Below are 16,226 nucleotides of genomic sequence, written 5' to 3'. Positions count from 1 at the left end.
ATATTTAAAGGCAGTTTTTTAGAATCTATTATAATTTATTTCTATTTTTGTATAAAGTTGACTAAAAATAATTTAAGTTGAATTTATTCAAGAAGATTGTAAGCAAACTTACCAACCAGCCTGAGGAAGAGGAAAAACAGAGTCTGGAGAAGCTCGGGGATTCGCTGAAAAATGCGGATCTTGACTATAAGTTTGCGCAACTGTTTACGCATTCAGGGGGATTTTTTAATTATTGTGCCGATGAGGCGGAAGCCCTGCAGACTTTGAATCAGATAGTCAAAATAGAAGGAATCACCAATGTTTTCTGCTGGGATAAAGAACTTCAAAGTTTTTTGAACGTTGTAAAAACTCCGTTTACCTCAGAAATGGAGAGTTCCAATGATGCGGCTTTTATTACCTGTGAATACCTTATTGCCTATGACGGCAGAATCATGCTTTCGCACAATAATATCCTGCATTATCATTCTTCAAGGCTTCCCGGGAAAATCATTATCATGGCCAATGTATCGCAAATCGTGAACAACCTGAATGATGCAATGGGGAAAATAAAAAGAAACGGGAATATCAAAAACCTTACTTCCATTAGCGGAGGCCAGTCAAGTCTGGATACTTCTTCCCATACGAATACAAAACTGTTTTTATTGCTGCTTGAAGATTAAGCATCAACTTATAAATTTTACATTTTGGACAAAAACCTTATTCAAAGAACCATTTCCGGACTTGTTTACGTTGCCGTTATCATTCTTTGCACAACACCGCTGGGAGCCCGGCTTATCAACAATATCCATCCGGGACTTATCAGGCAGGAATACCTGTATTTCGGACTGATTAGTCTTTTGCTGCTGGTGGGTACATGGGAATGCATCAGGATCATGAAATTCGGGAAAGGCTACGAAAAATGGATTGTACTTCCGCTTGTCATTTTTATTTACTATGTTTTTTCCAAAAGATATTTCCACCATGATTTCTTTTTTGATTTCAGGCTGAATGAAATACTGGCAATTTCCCTTATTGTTATTGCAGTAATTACTTTATTCAAATATCCCAACGAGCTTTATTACGACAGCGGAAAGCTGATCTTTACAGTTATCTATGTAGCATTGCCTTTCAGCTTTGCACTGGGGCTGCCTAAGTTTTCCAGTTATGACGGAACCTTCTCGCTTGAAGTTCTTTTCCTGTTTATCCTGATATGGAGCAGTGATACTTTTGCCTACCTTACCGGAAAATTTTTCGGAAAACATAAAATGGCCCCAAAAATCTCTCCAAAGAAGACCTGGGAAGGGTATGCCGGGGGCGTTGTCTTAACATTGGTTTTATCCTATTTTGTAGAGCATTATCAGCCTGAACTTCGCGGGAACTGGATGGTAGTAGGTTTCCTTGTAGCTGCATTTGCTCCGTTGGGAGATCTTGTAGAAAGTCAGCTGAAAAGAAATTTCGGGGTAAAAGACAGCGGAAACATCATTCCGGGGCATGGAGGTGTGCTGGACAGACTGGACAGTTTTTTAATCTGCGTTCCTGTCGTATATTTGTACTTTATTTTAGAAAAATTTATTTAATCTCATGAAACTACACAGAGAATCGAAAGGAACGATTACGGTAGCAACAATACTGTTTATCATCATAAGTGTATTGGCTATTTATTTTCTTAAAATGTGGTCGTTACTGATCATTATGCCATTATTGGTTGTTTACAGTTTAGTATTTTGGTTCTTTAGAGTTCCGGATCGTAATATTTTGGAACACAGAGAAAATGTGATTGCTCCGGTAGACGGAAAAGTGGTGATGATCAAAGAAGTGGATGAGACTGAATTCTTGAAGGAAAAAGCCATCCAGGTGTCTATTTTCATGTCGCCGTTAAACGTCCATATCTGCAGATATCCGGTTTCGGGAAAAGTGATCTATAAAAAATACCATCCGGGTAAATATCTTGTTGCCTGGCATGAAAAATCATCTACAGAGAACGAAAGAACTACGGTAGCCGTGGAAACTGGGACCAATCATAAAGTAGTTTTCCGGCAGATTGCGGGATATGTGGCCAGAAGGATTGTTTTTTACTGTAATGAAGGGGATCAGGCAAAAGCGGGACATGAGTTTGGTTTTATTAAATTCGGGTCCAGAATGGATGTATTTCTGCCTTTGGACACTGAAATTATCTGTAAGATCGGAGATATTACAAAAGGAGGTCTGGATGTAATTGCCAGAATGAAAGATTAATAGGGATCAATCAAAATATTGAAAGGAGAAATTAAATTTCTCCTTTTTTTGTTTTTAATATGAAAACTGAGATGTGTTGAACCCCATTTTTTCATGATCCGCCCATATGAGTTTCTCTACTCGTGCGTAGCGATGAGTATGCTATTGTAAGGATAATATAAATGCTATTGATAATTTTGTCTGTGATAACACAATAGCAATAGTTATATTTTTCTATAAGGTAAACTAATGGAGGATGAATTTAAAAAATATACACATTGGAAAACTCATACATGAAAGGGTTAACGAGCTTCAGATGCCTGTCGGCAGAATAGAGAAGTTTATGAAATGCAGTGAAGAGGAAATTGAAAATATGTATCTTCAAAGCAGTATCGACACTTTTCTTCTTTTAAGATGGAGCAAGCTGCTGGGCTACAATTTTTTCAGAATATACAGTGCGCATTTGATTCTTTATGCACCTCCGGCCAATCCCGGAACTCCTTCTCAACAAAAAGGTAATCTGCCTGTTTTCAGGAAAAATATATACACCGAGGAAGTGAAGAGTTTCATATTAGGAAAGATCTCCAGCAAAGAAATGACAGTGAATGAAGTGATTCTGAAATACAGAATACCTAAGACAACACTTCATAAATGGATTAAAAAAGCATAAAAAGATATGGGACCGGATTATAAACAGATATATACCGATATCATTGAAGAAAAATTCCCGGAAAAAATTGGTGATATGAAGATTATGCAGAAGATTGAAAGGATCAGCAGTGCAATAGATATTATTACCTTAAACAACCTGATCTTTGGTAAATCGGAACTTTTAACAGAATGTGGAAACCAAAAACTTCGCTCCTACGATCATAAATCAATAGTAAATATCCTCGAATATCAGAAAAAAAATAAACTTAACAATGCAGAAACGGCAAATCATTTTAAGATGAGCCGGAACACTATTTCAAAGTGGAAGCGCATATTTAAAATATAACTTCGGCAATTTGTAGTTAGAGTTGAATGTTTTGTCAAAAAAATATTCTGTTGCCTCTGTTTTTAGGAGAATAATCTTCTGATTTACAGTTACCATTTTACTTATTTACCAATGTAAGCTTTTAAATTTTTCTTGTAAACTTATTTGTTTTTTTATTCATAAAAGAGCATAGTTATTTTTGTTTTTCAATAAACAGGGATATAATCTATGTATTTTTTATTAAAAAACACATTTTATTACAAATATTATAATATTGAATCTTGATAATTCATAAATTTATATGTACAAATGTCTACCTGCGTATTTTTTAATTTCACTTTAAATGTTTTAGAATATGATGAAAAAGATTTCTGAAATAATGAACAGTGAAAATGAGGTTTTTGATAACGATTTTGACCAGAATTACGCCAAACTGATCAACCGTTATCTGATATTTCTTTTTTTACTGTTTTTATTTTATTCGGTATTTATTATCCTTTTTTTTGGAGATGCAGTAATTTCTGTATTTCTCATCATGATTACTTTTTTCTGGTGTGTTTTAATATCCGTTGAAGGAAAAATCAGCAGGTACCGTAAAATTTTAAAAAATACCATAATCATAGTTTTTATCATCCTGACTTTTATAGTAAGTTTTTTCTATGTGTATACTTCCAGGGATGCCGGCGTTGAATATTTTTACTTTTCAATTCTGTTTGCGCTGCCTTTCTTTTTCAATTATAAAAAAGACTATTATTCCATATTGTTTATTGTAGCCATTATTGCATTAAATTTCATCGGATGTTTATTTTTTGAACTGAATTTTTTACCGAGGAGCAAGTATATTATGAATGCAGACTTTAAAACCATACGTTTGCTGAATATTATTTTTTCCTTTACTACATTTCTTATCGATATATCCTTTATCCATCAAAAAGATAAACTCATAAACGGATTAATGAAGGAGACGGAAATTAAAGACTCTACTATTGAAGATCTGCTTAAGACCAATAATGAATTGATGAAGCAGCAGATCATTAATAACAATCTTTCTGAAGATAATATTGCTGAAATTTTGGAACTGGCAGAAACAGATTCACCTCTTTTTCTTGAAAAATTTCAGACCTATTTTCCGGATTTTATACCCAGCCTTTTGAAGATAAATTCCGGCCTTATCAGCTCAGAAATACATATCTGTGCGTTAATGAGACTGAACTTTGATACCAAAAAAATTGCATTGTGTACCAACAGCAGTGTAAGGGCCATCGAAAGCAGAAAGTACAGGATAAGAAAGAAACTGGATATTCCTTCAGATATTAACATTAACAACTTTATACTTAAGATATAAGCCTAACATGAGTTTTTCTACTCGTGCGTAGTGTTGCGTAGTCATATTTTAGTGATGCAGGATTGCTGTGGATAACTTTGCATGTCATAAACCAAATAATTTTTTTTAAGCACAAAGCAAAATTAAAGCAACAAATACTAAATAATTTAAAATACAATGATGACAAAATCTACAATTCATATCAGAATCATGCTTCTGGCTTTATTTCTGATTTTTGGGGAGCTTTACTCACAAAGTACTAATGGAGCAGTCGGGATTAATACAACTTCTCCCAATACCAACAGTGTGCTGGATGTAGTATCGGGCAATAACAACAAGGGAATTCTTATTCCCCGTCTTACGGAAGCTCAGAGAAATACAATTGTTATAAACCCTGCAAAAGATGATGGGCTTACCATTTTCAATACCACTGAAGACTGTTACAATTACTGGAGCCTTGCAGACAGTGAATGGAAAAGTGTCTGCGGACAGATCGGGAAATCTGTTTTTACCATAGACTGCTCGAACTCCAAAGCAATGGGAACCTATATTCAGGGCAAAGAGTTGACAGCTTCTAATTATCTAACCATTTCTGTTAATGTAACTAAAATCGGAAATTACACAATTACCGGTACAACCACCAACGGCTATAATTTTTACGGGACCGGTGTTTTCCTAAACACTGGCATACAGACCGTACAGGTGCCCGGACAAGGGACACCCGCCGCCGTACAGGTAAATACAGTAGGGCTTTCTGCAAACGGGGTAAATGTTACATGTACACCTGCTGTTACTGTTAATGTTTTAAGCTCTGCGGGAACTTATTCAATATCCTGCGGCAGCGCTACCGTAAATGGAGTATATACAAAAGGATCGGTTTTAACGGCCAGTAATACAATTACTCTGCCTGTAGTAGTTTCTGCCTTAGGAAGTTATTCAATCACAACCAATACTGTAGACGGGATTTCATTCAGTGGGTCAGGGACCTTTACTGCTACAGGTAACCAGAATGTAACTTTGTCTGGCACAGGAACTCCGACTTCTACTGCAGATAAAGTAATGACCATTACGTCCAATAGTGCAGATGGAGCAACAACATGTAATGTAACTGTAGTAATGACAATTCCTGTAAAAAAGATTTTACATATCGGGGCTGAAACAGCTTACGGATATAGTGCTTATACCGGGCCGTCCAGAAGCCTGATGGATTCTCCTACCAATTTTGGAACTACAACATCAAGTGTTGTAAAATCAGCAGGATATAGTCATACTTCATTAGGATCCAATCCTAGCAATGCTACATTATTAACATCATTAAACGCTAAACCGGATATTGTAATTATAGGTTATCCGTACACTCCTGACGCGACAGCTGCCGGATATCTTGCCAATTATTTAAATAATAAAGGGGTGGTGATTGCATTTGAAGATGATACTCCTTCTTCTCAAAACGTAATGAGAGCTATTTTCTCAGACCCGACGATTTCTTCATCTTATGGAGGCGGAGCCGGTTCAGTATATGCGCTGGTCAATACCAATGACCCTATATTAAACGGGCCTTTTGGAGATGTGAGAGGGAAAAACTGGGGCGAAGATGCTTCTACAACTGTGAATATGTCAGGGCTAACAAGTGGTTTTATTCCATATAGCTATGCCCAGCCCATTAACAGTACAACTTCAAGAACCGGTATTTCAGGATTAAGACATGCATCTTTGAACTTCATCTGGTTTGGAGACGGAGGATTTTTAAGTAATGAAAACGCCAACGGAAACCAGTTTAACAGTAATACGATAGAGCCGTTTGCCGCACCAAGCTCAGGAGGATACTTCCCGGTACAGAAAACGGCGTATGGATATGCAGGAAACGGCTATTCAGCAGGAAGTATGCAGGTACAAAACTCAATATTGTTTGCCAATATGCTGGCTTGGGCCATTAAACAGGCGGAAACTAACGGAATTAATACACAGTAAAAAAGCTGTAGCTGTATTTCTGATAGTTTAAAAAATATAAATGATAGGTAAAACACCAATGTTATTTCGACATTGGTGTTTATCGATTTTAATATAAAGATTATGAAATATATAGAAGATTTTTTTGACCTGACCTCTACAGGGCTTCTGTATTACTTTTTCCTCGCAGGATTATATTACTGGATATGTTATATTATATTTAGAAAGGCACTTTATAATGCTAAAATCCAGCAAAAGGAAATCAGGAAAGAGGATGTTATCAGAGAGATTTTTCATTCCGTGATTTCATCCCTGATGATGACGGTTTTAATTTTATTGGTAACCCATACCTCTCTGAACCAATATACCAGAGTCTACAGAAATATTCATGAATACTCTGTATATTGGCTGGTTGCAAGCATTTTTGTGGGATTGTTTATCCATGATACCTATTTTTACTGGATGCATAGTTTTTTACATCACAAAAAGATCTTTAAGTATGTACATCTTGTTCATCACCAATCTACCAATCCCAGTCCGTTTGCTGCCTATTCGTTTCATATTGCCGAAGCTGTTGCAGAAGGGATGATAGTTCCTATCTTACTTTTTATAATTCCACTGCATTCCATCAGTATTTATATATTTATCGTAAGCGCTCTGGTCATCAATATTTATGGGCATTTAGGATATGAAATTGCTCCGAGGTGGCTGAGGACCTCTTTTCTTTTCAATATAATCAATACATCCGTTTATCATAATATGCATCATCATAAATTTAAAGGAAATTACGGGCTATATTTCAGGTTTTGGGATAAAGTAATGAAAACGGAAAATCCGGATTATGTAAAAACATATGACCGTATTCAGGAAAAAAGGTTTGGTGAAGACAATTAAATATACTGTTTTACATCATCAATCACATTCATAATGAAAGAAACGGGTAAATCCTTTTCCATATCAATTAAAAGGATTTTAAACTTCTTTCTGCCCTCCTGAAGAAGTTCAGGATAATTGAGCCTGTCTCCATGATAAAAGCTTATGTAATGCTGCCTGTATTTTTTGCTGTAATAGAGATAACACAGCATTTTCTTTTTATACTTGAAAAAAGGCAGCCCAAAGCTGAATGTTTCCGTAATATGATCAGGATCAGATTCCAGGATCATTTTTCTTAAAAACAAAAGAGTACTTCTTTCAGGCTCATCGATTCTGTAGAAGTACTCTTGTATAGGATTCATTTTACTGAATTTAATTCAATAAACGCTTGATTAGTCAAAGTTCTGAAGCTCCACAAGCTTGTGGTACATTCCTTTTTTAGCAATAAGGTCATGGTGGGTTCCCTGCTCTACAACAATTCCTTTCTCCATTACTACGATCCAGTCTGCCTTCTGAATAGTTGAAAGCCTGTGGGCAATAACAAGAGAAGTTCTGTTTTCCATCATCTTGTCCAAAGCATCCTGTACAAATCTTTCAGATTCCGTATCCAGGGCAGAAGTTGCTTCGTCCAGGATCATTACAGGCGGGTTTTTCAATACTGCTCTGGCAATAGAAACCCTTTGTTTCTGACCCCCGGAAAGTTTATTCCCATCATCGCCGATGTTGGAATTATAGCCTTCAGGAAGATTAGAAATAAAAGTATCAGCATTGGCAATTTTTGCAGCCTCAATTACTTCCTCTCTCGTAGCATCAGGTTTACCCATCAGGATGTTGTTGTAAACCGAATCGTTGAACAATACAGATTCCTGGGTTACCATTCCTAAAAGCTGGCGATATTCTTTTAATTTTAAATGCTTGATATCGGTCCCGTCAATTAAAATTTCGCCCTCATTGACATCATAGAATCTTGCAAGAAGATTGGCTATTGTTGTTTTTCCGCTTCCGCTCTGTCCTACAAGGGCTATGGTTTTTCCTTTCGGAATAATCAGTGAGAAATTTTTAAGAATCACATTGTCCTTGTCATAAAAGAATCCAATGTTTTTGAATTCAATCTGGTTAGTCAATGTAGAAATGGAAACCGGTTCCGCAATTTCTTCCACTTTCAAATCATAGTCAAGAACTTCGGCTACTCTTTCCAGACTGGCCATCCCTCCCTGAATAGAGGAGATTGCACTGGAAAGCTTTTTCGCCGGATCCAGGATCTGGAAAAACATTCCGATGAAAACAAGGAAAGCCTGTGGCTTCATAGTCTGCTCCTCTAAAATCTGAGTTCCTGCATACCAGGTAATGATAAGTATGGTAATAGAACCAAGGAATTCGCTCATAGGAGAGGCAAGTTCCCTTCTTCGGCTCATATCTATGGCGAAATTCTGCCAGTTGGTTGTTGTTTCGTTGAATCTGTTCTTAAGAATCTTATCTGCATTGAAGATTTTGATTACTTTAGAAGATTTTAAAGTTTCGTCTACCAGTGAAAAAAGGTTTCCCAGTTCAGCCTGCGCATAATGGGCCTGCTTTTTTAAGCTTTTTCCGGTCCATGAGATCAGCAGTCCCATAACCGGGAAAACAACCAGTGAAAACAACGTGAGCTGAGGAGATAGTAAAAATAAGGCAATCAATGATGAGATAATCATGAACGGAGCATTGATGATATCTACCAGTACGCCCATAATTCCACCTTCTACACCTCCGATATCATTGGAAATCCTGGACATCATATCTCCCTTTCTCTGCTCCGTAAAGAATGAAACAGGAAGCTGCAGGAATTTATTGTACATCGCAGTACGAAGGTCACGGGTAATTCCTACACGGTAATTTACCAACAGGAAAGCTCCGATATACCTGAAAATATTTCTTAATAAGAATGAAACTCCGGTAATCGCGCAAAGCACAGCAAGTACATAAACGGCGCCATGCTGATCAATCTGGGTCTGTACAAAATAATAGGCTTTATCTTTAATATAATTGAAATAATCGCCAAAGGCTCCGCTCCATACCGGTTCTTTTGACTGTTTTTCAATCGTACCAAACATCAATCCTAAAATAGGAAGCATGGTTCCCACCGACAGGATGTTCAGTAAAGAGTACAGGATATTGAAAAACATACTTCCGAAAAGGTATTTTTGATGCGGTTTCGCGAAATAAAGTATTCTTTGTAATGGTTTCATTCAATGAAAAATTGGATAGCAAAATTACGTAAAATTAAAGGAAAAGACGTTCTTAATCCTCTTTTACTTTAATTAATATGTTTCAGTAAGTAGTTTTTTGTTACAAACGTTTGTTTAATTTTTTAGAATGCATACAATCCGGAATACGACAAAACCGCCATTCCGGCGGTCTTGTGTTTGTTATCTTTTATTTAAAATTTCACTTTGTCGTTATACTTCGGAGCAAAATTTTTGGGTGTCAGTTTTTCTAAAGTTTTTCCCACATTGTTGATAATAGTAGTTAAATTATCAAAATCTACCACCTTCACATCATCACTTTCATTATGGTAATGAGAAGCCTTTGTCATATCAACCGTAGAGAACGAGTGGGCGATGATCTTTTTCTTTACAAAGCTTACATTATCCGATCTGTAAAATAATTTTTGGGCAGCATATGGATCGGGGTTGATCTTTAATCCATTTGCAGCATATTGATTGAAAAGTTCATCGAAATCAGAAAATTCATCACCCGTCATAAAAAGAGCATTTTTCCCGAACTGGGATTCTGTAGCGACCATTTCAAAATTGAAAAGGGCAGTCATATTATTATATATCTTATCCAAATCGGGATCCGTAGAAATAGCTCTGGAACCCAGCATTCCTTTTTCTTCCCCGTTAAAGGCCATGAACACCATTGAGAATTCAGGCTTTTTATTTTTGAAATAATCTGCAATTCCTGCTAAAGTGGTGATTCCGCTGGCATCATCATCCGCACCGTTGTAAATATTATCCCCGGTTTTGTCACTCGTCCCGATATGATCAAAGTGTCCCGAGAATCCTAAATATTGATCTGTTTTTCCTTTTTTGATACCACATACATTATAAGCTTTCTTTCCTTCATATTCAAAAGGGATCAGGTAAGAATTGCCGGTACAGTACTCAAGATTGTTCTCTTTAAAAAGCTTGGCAATATATTCTGCAGCCTTATCATTTTCAGGAGTCCCGATTTCGCGGCCTTTCATTTCGTCTGAAGCCAATGTTGAAAGTATGGTGGTTACTCTTTCTTTTGAAACTTCCTGTGCCAATGTAAGTACTGAGCAGAATGACAGGGCCAGATAGGTTAGTTTTTTCATTTTAATATAATTTATAAATCAGTCGTACTTTTAACGGAAATGTTGCATGAAATGATATAAAATTAATCTTTAAAGTAAAATTTAATCAGGGTCATATATTGGAACCGTTAAAGAAGGTAAGGCATAAGAAAAATTAAAATTACCTGAAATTTTTTTAAACGCAAAGGATTCATCTCTATACTTTATATTCAAGGGAGCAAAGAAGGAATCAATCTACGATTGATTTGATGAAGCGTGCGTTTTAGCCCATGCCTTCATCAACGGCGAAGCCGGCATCTTTGCTTCACTTAAAAATAATACGGTTCGAATATGCAACTTTGCGTTAAAAAAAATCAGATATAACAAAAAAACAGCTCCTTTCGGAACTGTTCTCACTCAAAAAATCGTTGTAAGGCTATCGAAGTCGGTCTACAGATTTTACGAGCCTCTCATCTCTGCGGATATAAATGTTTGCAATAAGCAGGCTTATTACCGCGATCAATGGGAAAACCGGCTCAATACCCTTCTCAGGAATCTGGATTCCTCCGGATAAGTTTAGTAACCAGTACGCCAATACGCCAATCAACAAAACGTTTATAATGATGCTGATGGTATTCAGCAAAATTTGTCTTTTTCTGTTTTTAAAACTGAAAATACTCAATGCTCCTGCCAAAACAAGCACAATACAGCTGATATTAATCACCGGAATATTGCCAAAAACGTCAACATCCTGTCCCGTAATGAAAAGGAAAACAGCAGCCAAAACTGCCAAAAGAGTCCATATAGTCTGTATTCTTTGTAACATTGATTATTAAATACTGGGCAAAAATAACATAAATTTTGCACAATTCAAAAATTAGTGTAGATTTGCATTATACATATGTACTTGAAAACAAAAGTCACCGGACTTACTTTTCTTACTCACAATTAATTACATTTTTACATTAAGTATGTTTAACATAGAAACGTTAAGGTCAAAATCCGTAACGGAACTGACTAAAATCTTAAAAGATTTAGGCGTTAAAGTTGCTAGAAACAGCAATGATAATGATAAAATCTTTGCCGTTCTTGACTTTCAGGCTTCTAACCCTAAAGTTGCAAAAGATTATTTCAACGCCACAGAAACCAGTATGAATACTGAAGAACAACCGGCAGAAAAACCTGCCAAGGCCCCTGTAAAAAAAGCAGCGCCTAAAAGACAGCCCGCCAAACCTAAAGCAGAAGTAAAAGCTCCAGTGGAAGAAACTCCGAAAACTGTAGAAAAAGCAGAAGAAAAAGCACCGGCAGCTGAAGACATAAAAGCAGAACAGCCTAAACCTGAGACAGCTGCTGCTCCTGAAGAAAACAATTTGTCACAGGCTAAGAAAAAAAGAAAGAGGGTAACTGCCAACACAGGCAATACCGAAAATCCTCAGGAAAGAGCAGAAGCTCCAAAAAATGCAGAACCTCAGGAATCTGCTCCATCAGAAGAAAGGCCTAATACTCCTCCATCTCAGGCGAGATCCCAACAAAAAGGGAACAATAATCCGCAAAACAGCGGAAACCAGCATAAAAATCCAAACCAAAATCAGCACCAAAACCAGAATCCGAACCAGAATCAGCACAAACAGCATGCTGAAAAGGCTGAGGAACATCATAATGAACACAGAAAAGAGTTCAATTTTGATGGAATGGTAAGTATTGAAGGGGTTTTAGAGATTCTACCGGATAATTACGGATTTCTTCGTTCATCAGATTTCAGTTATATTTCATCTCCAGACGATGTATATGTTTCTACGGCACAGATCCGAAATTTTGGACTGAAAACCGGAGATACGGTTAAAGGAATCGTAAGACTTCCGAAAGAAGGTGAAAAATATTTTTCATTATTAAAACCTACAGAAGTAAACGGACGCGATCTTGCTTTCATCAAAGACCGTGTTGCATTTGAATATTTAACGCCTCTTTTCCCTGAAGAGAAATTCAACCTTGCTGGAAATGAATCTACACTATCGACAAGAATTGTGGATCTTTTCGCGCCAATAGGAAAAGGGCAGAGAGCAATGATCGTTGCCCAGCCTAAAACAGGTAAAACGATGCTGCTTAAAGATATTGCCAACTCTATTGCAGCCAATCACCCGGAAGTTTATATGATGGTCCTTCTGATCGACGAACGTCCTGAAGAAGTTACCGATATGGAAAGAAGCGTAAATGCTGAGGTCATTGCCTCTACATTTGATGAAGCGGCTGATAAGCACGTAAAAGTTGCCAACCTTGTTTTAGCAAAAGCACAGAGAATGGTTGAATGCGGACACGATGTAGTGATTTTGCTGGACTCCATTACGAGGTTGGCCAGAGCGTATAACACGGTTACTCCTGCATCCGGTAAGGTTTTATCAGGTGGTGTGGACGCCAATGCGCTTCATAAGCCGAAAAGATTCTTCGGGGCAGCCAGAAAAATCGAAGGAGGTGGTTCATTAACTATTATTGCTACAGCATTAATTGATACCGGCTCCAAGATGGATGAAGTGATCTTTGAAGAATTTAAGGGTACCGGTAACATGGAACTTCAACTGGATAGAAAAATTGCCAACAGAAGAATTTATCCTGCCATCGATCTTGTATCTTCAAGCACGCGTAGAGATGATCTTCTTTTAGATGAAGTTACTTCACAGAGAATGTGGATCTTAAGAAAATATCTTTCCGAAATGAATCCTGTGGAAGCAATGGAATTTGTAAATAAAAACATCAGGGGAACTTTAAATAATGAAGAATTCCTGATGTCGATGAATAAATAATAAATAGATTAATTTAATTGTTTGTTAGAAAAAGCACGGAGATCAATGATCCTCGTGCTTTTTTAATGATAAGATCTGAAAGTGAGTGCTTAGAGTATACAGAAATAAAGTGCAGCGTTAAAAAAGATAGATCTATTGCAATAATTTGTTTTATATTATTTACTTTAAAAATTTAATTCATTCTAAATCAATATATCAATGTTAAAGATTTATTAAAGTAATACCCAGTTTTTGATAATAGCTTAAATAATGGCTAAATTTGACTATAACATTAAAAATAAAAATTATGTCATTTGAATTACCTAAATTAGGATATGCATACGATGCATTAGAGCCGACTATTGATGCTAAAACTATGGAAATCCATTATACAAAACATCACCAGGCTTATATTGACAATTTAAATAAAGCAATCGAAGGAACTGAATTGGCCGGTAAAACGATCGAAGAAATCTGTCAGACAGGGACTGATAAGCCAGCTGTAAGAAATAATGGAGGAGGACACTTTAATCACTCTTTATTCTGGGAAATTTTAACTCCAGGCGGAAGCAAAGAGCCTGTAGGAAATGTAAAAGCGGCTATTGAAGCTTATGGAGGTTTTGAAAAATTTAAAACTGATTTTTCTGAAGCTGCTAAAACAAGATTCGGTTCAGGATGGGCGTGGTTAGTTAAAAATTCAGACGGTTCCGTATCTGTTTCTTCTACTCCAAACCAGGACAACCCGTTAATGCCTGTTGCAGATGTTAAAGGAACACCTGTTTTAGGACTGGATGTTTGGGAACATGCTTATTATTTAAATTACCAAAACAGAAGACCAGATTATGTTGCTGCTTTCTTCAGCGTAGTAAACTGGGATAAAGTAGAGGAATTATTCAACAAATAATTTTCAGCTATTATAAAAATAAAAAGGTTCAGAAGAAATTCTGAACCTTTTTATTTTGGTTTAAGAAAGTTATTATCTCATGGCATCACTTCCGGAAAGCCCGTTCATTTTCAGTCCGTATTTCCAGCTTACATAAGCAAAAACCTGATAAAGCTTGTACTCGAACTTAATTCCATAATTCTCTTTCGGATCGTAATCTATTCCTGATTCTATAATATTCCGGTATCTTCCTGAATGATAATAAGAGTTCCATTCGGAAACAAGGAATGCGTTTTTGGTTTTCAGATAAGATTCTGAATATTGGCTTATAGGTTTAGCCACAGCATTCAGAAAATAGTCGAATTGGGTATCGATCACGGTAAGGTCCCATTCTCCGTCTTCATTTTTAGAAGGTTTCATTTCCGATTTTTCTTCTTCCTTCTTGGTGCTGTCCTGGGAAAAACAGCTTAAAGGAATTAAAGCGAAGAAAAACAGTAGAATAAGATTTTTCATAACAAAGCATTGTATAATAAATAAGCACTCAAAATGAGTGCCTAAGTTAATTTTTTATGGTTCTTTCTGAAGAATCACGAATGCCGGGAAGTGGTCACTGTATCCTCCAGTAAACTGGTCCCCGTTCCAGGACCTGAAAGGATAGCCTCTGTAGCTTCCTTCTTTGTTCACCAGATAAGGTGGAGCAAAGATTTCTGCTTTATATACTGAATATTCTTTTGTTACCTGGTCAGACATTAGATTTTTAGAAACAATGATCTGGTCAAATAAGTTGGGGGCATCCTGGTAAGCCAGCGAAGCAATCCCTTTTTTATACAGAGGATACATTAAGTTGAGGTAAGGTGTCGTTTCGCTCAGATCTTTAGGGCTTGCTACAGCTTTTAAATAATTCTTTAAACTTGCGCTTACAGGATCATCATTAAAGTCACCCATTGCAAAAAGTTTTGTAGAAGGGTCCAATGTTCTTATGCTGTCCATCTGCTGCTTCAATAAAGCGGCAGCTGCATTTCTTTTCGGTAATGAAACGGCTTCACCACCTCTTCTTGAAGGCCAGTGATTCATGAAAAATGCTACCTTTTCGTTATCCAGGAATCCGGTTACCACCAAAATATCTCTTGTGTATTCTCTTTTGCCATCATCACCGAAAATTTTCAGTTCTTTTTTCAATGAATTGGTCGGGGTAAATCTTCTTTTCTGATAAATTAAAGCAACATCAATTCCCCTGTAATCATAAGAATTGTAATGGATAATTCCGTAGTCGTATTTGGCAAGAGCAGGCTGCTTAACAAGATCTTCAATAACCTGTCTGTTTTCTACCTCAATAAGTCCCACTACTGCAGGTGCTGTTTTGGTATACTGCGCACCCATTTCAGAAATTACTTTGGCCTCATTGGCAAGTTTTGCCTTATACACTTTAGTGTTATAGTTTTTTGCACTGTTGGGTGTAAATTCATCTGATCCGCTTTGGTATCTTACTGCTTTTTTACCTTTTAAAGCGCCGTCGCTCCATGGACCGTCATGCTTTTCAGCCTCTAAAAATTTAATAGAATCAAGCGGGATACTTCTGTGGAAGGCAGGATTGCTAATGTCTTTAGTACCATCAATATAATCTGCAGAACGGATAGTGTCCCAAAGGTTTTCTACATTCAAAAAGCCAACAGTAGCCACTTTTCTAAGCTTCCCTTGTTGTGTAAAAGCCATTATTGAAAAAATAACAGCCATAAAACTCATAAATCTCTTCATCCTTTAGAAGTATTAAAATTATTTAAACGACAAATTTACCTTTTTTTAATTCAATGCATTTTAAATATTTGTAAATTTAAAACAAGATAAAACAATTCTCTTATATAATGAATCATAAAAGATTGCAATGTTAAGAAAAAATAAGGTTAAAAAAATTGGAAATTCCAAATTTTGATTAAATTTGTGCCCCCAACTTTTAA

General features: G+C 36.5%; 16 protein-coding genes. 10 read left to right on the top strand and 6 right to left on the bottom strand.

The genetic code is table 11. The features are described from left to right. Positions 1-77 precede the first annotated feature (77 nt). The 8 genes from ACM40_RS02830 to ACM40_RS02795 all read left to right on the top strand — a co-directional run bounded on the left by ACM40_RS02830 (position 78) and on the right by ACM40_RS02795 (position 7,337). Positions 78-659, top strand: a complete 582-nt coding sequence (locus ACM40_RS02830) for an LUD domain-containing protein (RefSeq protein ID WP_048501305.1) — start codon at positions 78-80, stop codon at positions 657-659. A 24-nt stretch (positions 660-683) separates the two neighbouring features. Then, the gene (locus ACM40_RS02825) at positions 684-1,556 is read left to right on the top strand and encodes a phosphatidate cytidylyltransferase (RefSeq protein WP_048501304.1); all 873 of its coding nucleotides are present in this window, start codon (positions 684-686) and stop codon (positions 1,554-1,556) included. A 4-nt stretch (positions 1,557-1,560) separates the two neighbouring features. Next, entirely contained in the window at positions 1,561-2,214 is a 654-nt protein-coding gene (locus ACM40_RS02820; protein ID WP_048501303.1) for a phosphatidylserine decarboxylase family protein, read from the top strand. Positions 2,215-2,449: 235 nt separating this feature from the next. Next, a complete protein-coding gene (locus ACM40_RS02815) occupies positions 2,450-2,863 on the top strand; it encodes a hypothetical protein (protein WP_048501302.1) in 414 nt (137 codons plus the stop codon). A 6-nt stretch (positions 2,864-2,869) separates the two neighbouring features. Next, positions 2,870-3,190 (top strand): hypothetical protein, encoded by a 321-nt coding sequence (locus ACM40_RS02810; protein WP_048501301.1) that lies wholly within the window; start codon positions 2,870-2,872, stop codon positions 3,188-3,190. Positions 3,191-3,524: 334 nt separating this feature from the next. Beyond that, entirely contained in the window at positions 3,525-4,514 is a 990-nt protein-coding gene (locus tag ACM40_RS02805; protein ID WP_048501300.1) for a helix-turn-helix transcriptional regulator, read from the top strand. A gap of 156 nt (positions 4,515-4,670) precedes the next feature. Beyond that, positions 4,671-6,464 (top strand): hypothetical protein, encoded by a 1,794-nt coding sequence (locus ACM40_RS02800; RefSeq protein WP_131705320.1) that lies wholly within the window; start codon positions 4,671-4,673, stop codon positions 6,462-6,464. Between the two features lie 102 nt (positions 6,465-6,566). Further along, positions 6,567-7,337 carry a sterol desaturase family protein gene (locus tag ACM40_RS02795; RefSeq protein WP_228376121.1) on the top strand — a complete coding sequence of 257 codons (771 nt, stop codon included), beginning with the start codon at positions 6,567-6,569 and terminating at the stop codon, positions 7,335-7,337. Here ACM40_RS02795 and ACM40_RS02790 read toward each other — a convergent pair. From ACM40_RS02790 to ACM40_RS02775, 4 genes are all read right to left on the bottom strand, one after another. Continuing rightward, positions 7,334-7,678: a DUF1801 domain-containing protein gene (locus tag ACM40_RS02790; RefSeq protein ID WP_048501298.1), complete on the bottom strand. Its 345-nt coding sequence runs from the start codon at positions 7,676-7,678 to the stop codon at positions 7,334-7,336. The two genes, ACM40_RS02795 and ACM40_RS02790, sit on opposite strands and share 4 nt — an antisense overlap. Positions 7,679-7,708: 30 nt before the next feature. Beyond that, entirely contained in the window at positions 7,709-9,541 is a 1,833-nt protein-coding gene (locus ACM40_RS02785) for an ABC transporter ATP-binding protein (RefSeq protein WP_048501297.1), read from the bottom strand. Positions 9,542-9,732: 191 nt separating this feature from the next. Beyond that, positions 9,733-10,653 carry a M28 family peptidase gene (locus tag ACM40_RS02780; RefSeq protein ID WP_048501296.1) on the bottom strand — a complete coding sequence of 307 codons (921 nt, stop codon included), beginning with the start codon at positions 10,651-10,653 and terminating at the stop codon, positions 9,733-9,735. A gap of 394 nt (positions 10,654-11,047) precedes the next feature. Continuing rightward, complete coding sequence (locus ACM40_RS02775; protein WP_048501295.1) at positions 11,048-11,437, bottom strand: DUF4293 family protein; 390 nt, start codon at positions 11,435-11,437, stop codon at positions 11,048-11,050. A gap of 145 nt (positions 11,438-11,582) precedes the next feature. Between ACM40_RS02775 and rho the strand changes: the two genes are divergently transcribed. Next, positions 11,583-13,409: a transcription termination factor Rho gene (gene rho / locus ACM40_RS02770; protein WP_048501294.1), complete on the top strand. Its 1,827-nt coding sequence runs from the start codon at positions 11,583-11,585 to the stop codon at positions 13,407-13,409. A gap of 286 nt (positions 13,410-13,695) precedes the next feature. Beyond that, complete coding sequence (locus ACM40_RS02765) at positions 13,696-14,292, top strand: superoxide dismutase (RefSeq protein ID WP_048501293.1); 597 nt, start codon at positions 13,696-13,698, stop codon at positions 14,290-14,292. Positions 14,293-14,364: 72 nt separating this feature from the next. Here ACM40_RS02765 and ACM40_RS02760 read toward each other — a convergent pair whose 3' ends face one another. Further along, positions 14,365-14,784 (bottom strand): DUF6146 family protein, encoded by a 420-nt coding sequence (locus tag ACM40_RS02760; RefSeq protein WP_048501292.1) that lies wholly within the window; start codon positions 14,782-14,784, stop codon positions 14,365-14,367. 54 nt (positions 14,785-14,838) lie between these two features. Continuing rightward, positions 14,839-16,026 (bottom strand): endonuclease, encoded by a 1,188-nt coding sequence (locus ACM40_RS02755; protein WP_048501291.1) that lies wholly within the window; start codon positions 16,024-16,026, stop codon positions 14,839-14,841. Between the last annotated feature and the right edge of the window lie 200 nt (positions 16,027-16,226).

It is taken from the genome of Chryseobacterium sp. BLS98 (assembly GCF_001045445.1).
Classification (GTDB): domain Bacteria; phylum Bacteroidota; class Bacteroidia; order Flavobacteriales; family Weeksellaceae; genus Chryseobacterium.
Note: the sequence above shows the minus strand (reverse complement) of the source record. Positions and strands in the feature narration are given on the sequence as shown.

Bases quoted from the DNA above. Each gene is read 5' to 3' on its own strand.
- ACM40_RS02820 (WP_048501303.1), top strand. From the start codon at position 1,561: ATGAAACTACACAGAGAATCGAAAGGAACGATTACGGTAGCAACAATA.
- ACM40_RS02815 (WP_048501302.1), top strand. From the start codon at position 2,450: ATGAATTTAAAAAATATACACATTGGAAAACTCATACATGAAAGGGTT.
- ACM40_RS02810 (WP_048501301.1), top strand. From the start codon at position 2,870: ATGGGACCGGATTATAAACAGATATATACCGATATCATTGAAGAAAAA.
- ACM40_RS02805 (WP_048501300.1), top strand. From the start codon at position 3,525: ATGATGAAAAAGATTTCTGAAATAATGAACAGTGAAAATGAGGTTTTT.
- ACM40_RS02800 (WP_131705320.1), top strand. From the start codon at position 4,671: ATGATGACAAAATCTACAATTCATATCAGAATCATGCTTCTGGCTTTA.
- ACM40_RS02795 (WP_228376121.1), top strand. From the start codon at position 6,567: ATGAAATATATAGAAGATTTTTTTGACCTGACCTCTACAGGGCTTCTG.
- ACM40_RS02790 (WP_048501298.1), bottom strand. From the start codon at position 7,678: ATGAATCCTATACAAGAGTACTTCTACAGAATCGATGAGCCTGAAAGA.
- ACM40_RS02785 (WP_048501297.1), bottom strand. From the start codon at position 9,541: ATGAAACCATTACAAAGAATACTTTATTTCGCGAAACCGCATCAAAAA.
- ACM40_RS02780 (WP_048501296.1), bottom strand. From the start codon at position 10,653: ATGAAAAAACTAACCTATCTGGCCCTGTCATTCTGCTCAGTACTTACA.
- ACM40_RS02775 (WP_048501295.1), bottom strand. From the start codon at position 11,437: ATGTTACAAAGAATACAGACTATATGGACTCTTTTGGCAGTTTTGGCT.
- rho (WP_048501294.1), top strand. From the start codon at position 11,583: ATGTTTAACATAGAAACGTTAAGGTCAAAATCCGTAACGGAACTGACT.
- ACM40_RS02765 (WP_048501293.1), top strand. From the start codon at position 13,696: ATGTCATTTGAATTACCTAAATTAGGATATGCATACGATGCATTAGAG.
- ACM40_RS02760 (WP_048501292.1), bottom strand. From the start codon at position 14,784: ATGAAAAATCTTATTCTACTGTTTTTCTTCGCTTTAATTCCTTTAAGC.
- ACM40_RS02755 (WP_048501291.1), bottom strand. From the start codon at position 16,026: ATGAAGAGATTTATGAGTTTTATGGCTGTTATTTTTTCAATAATGGCT.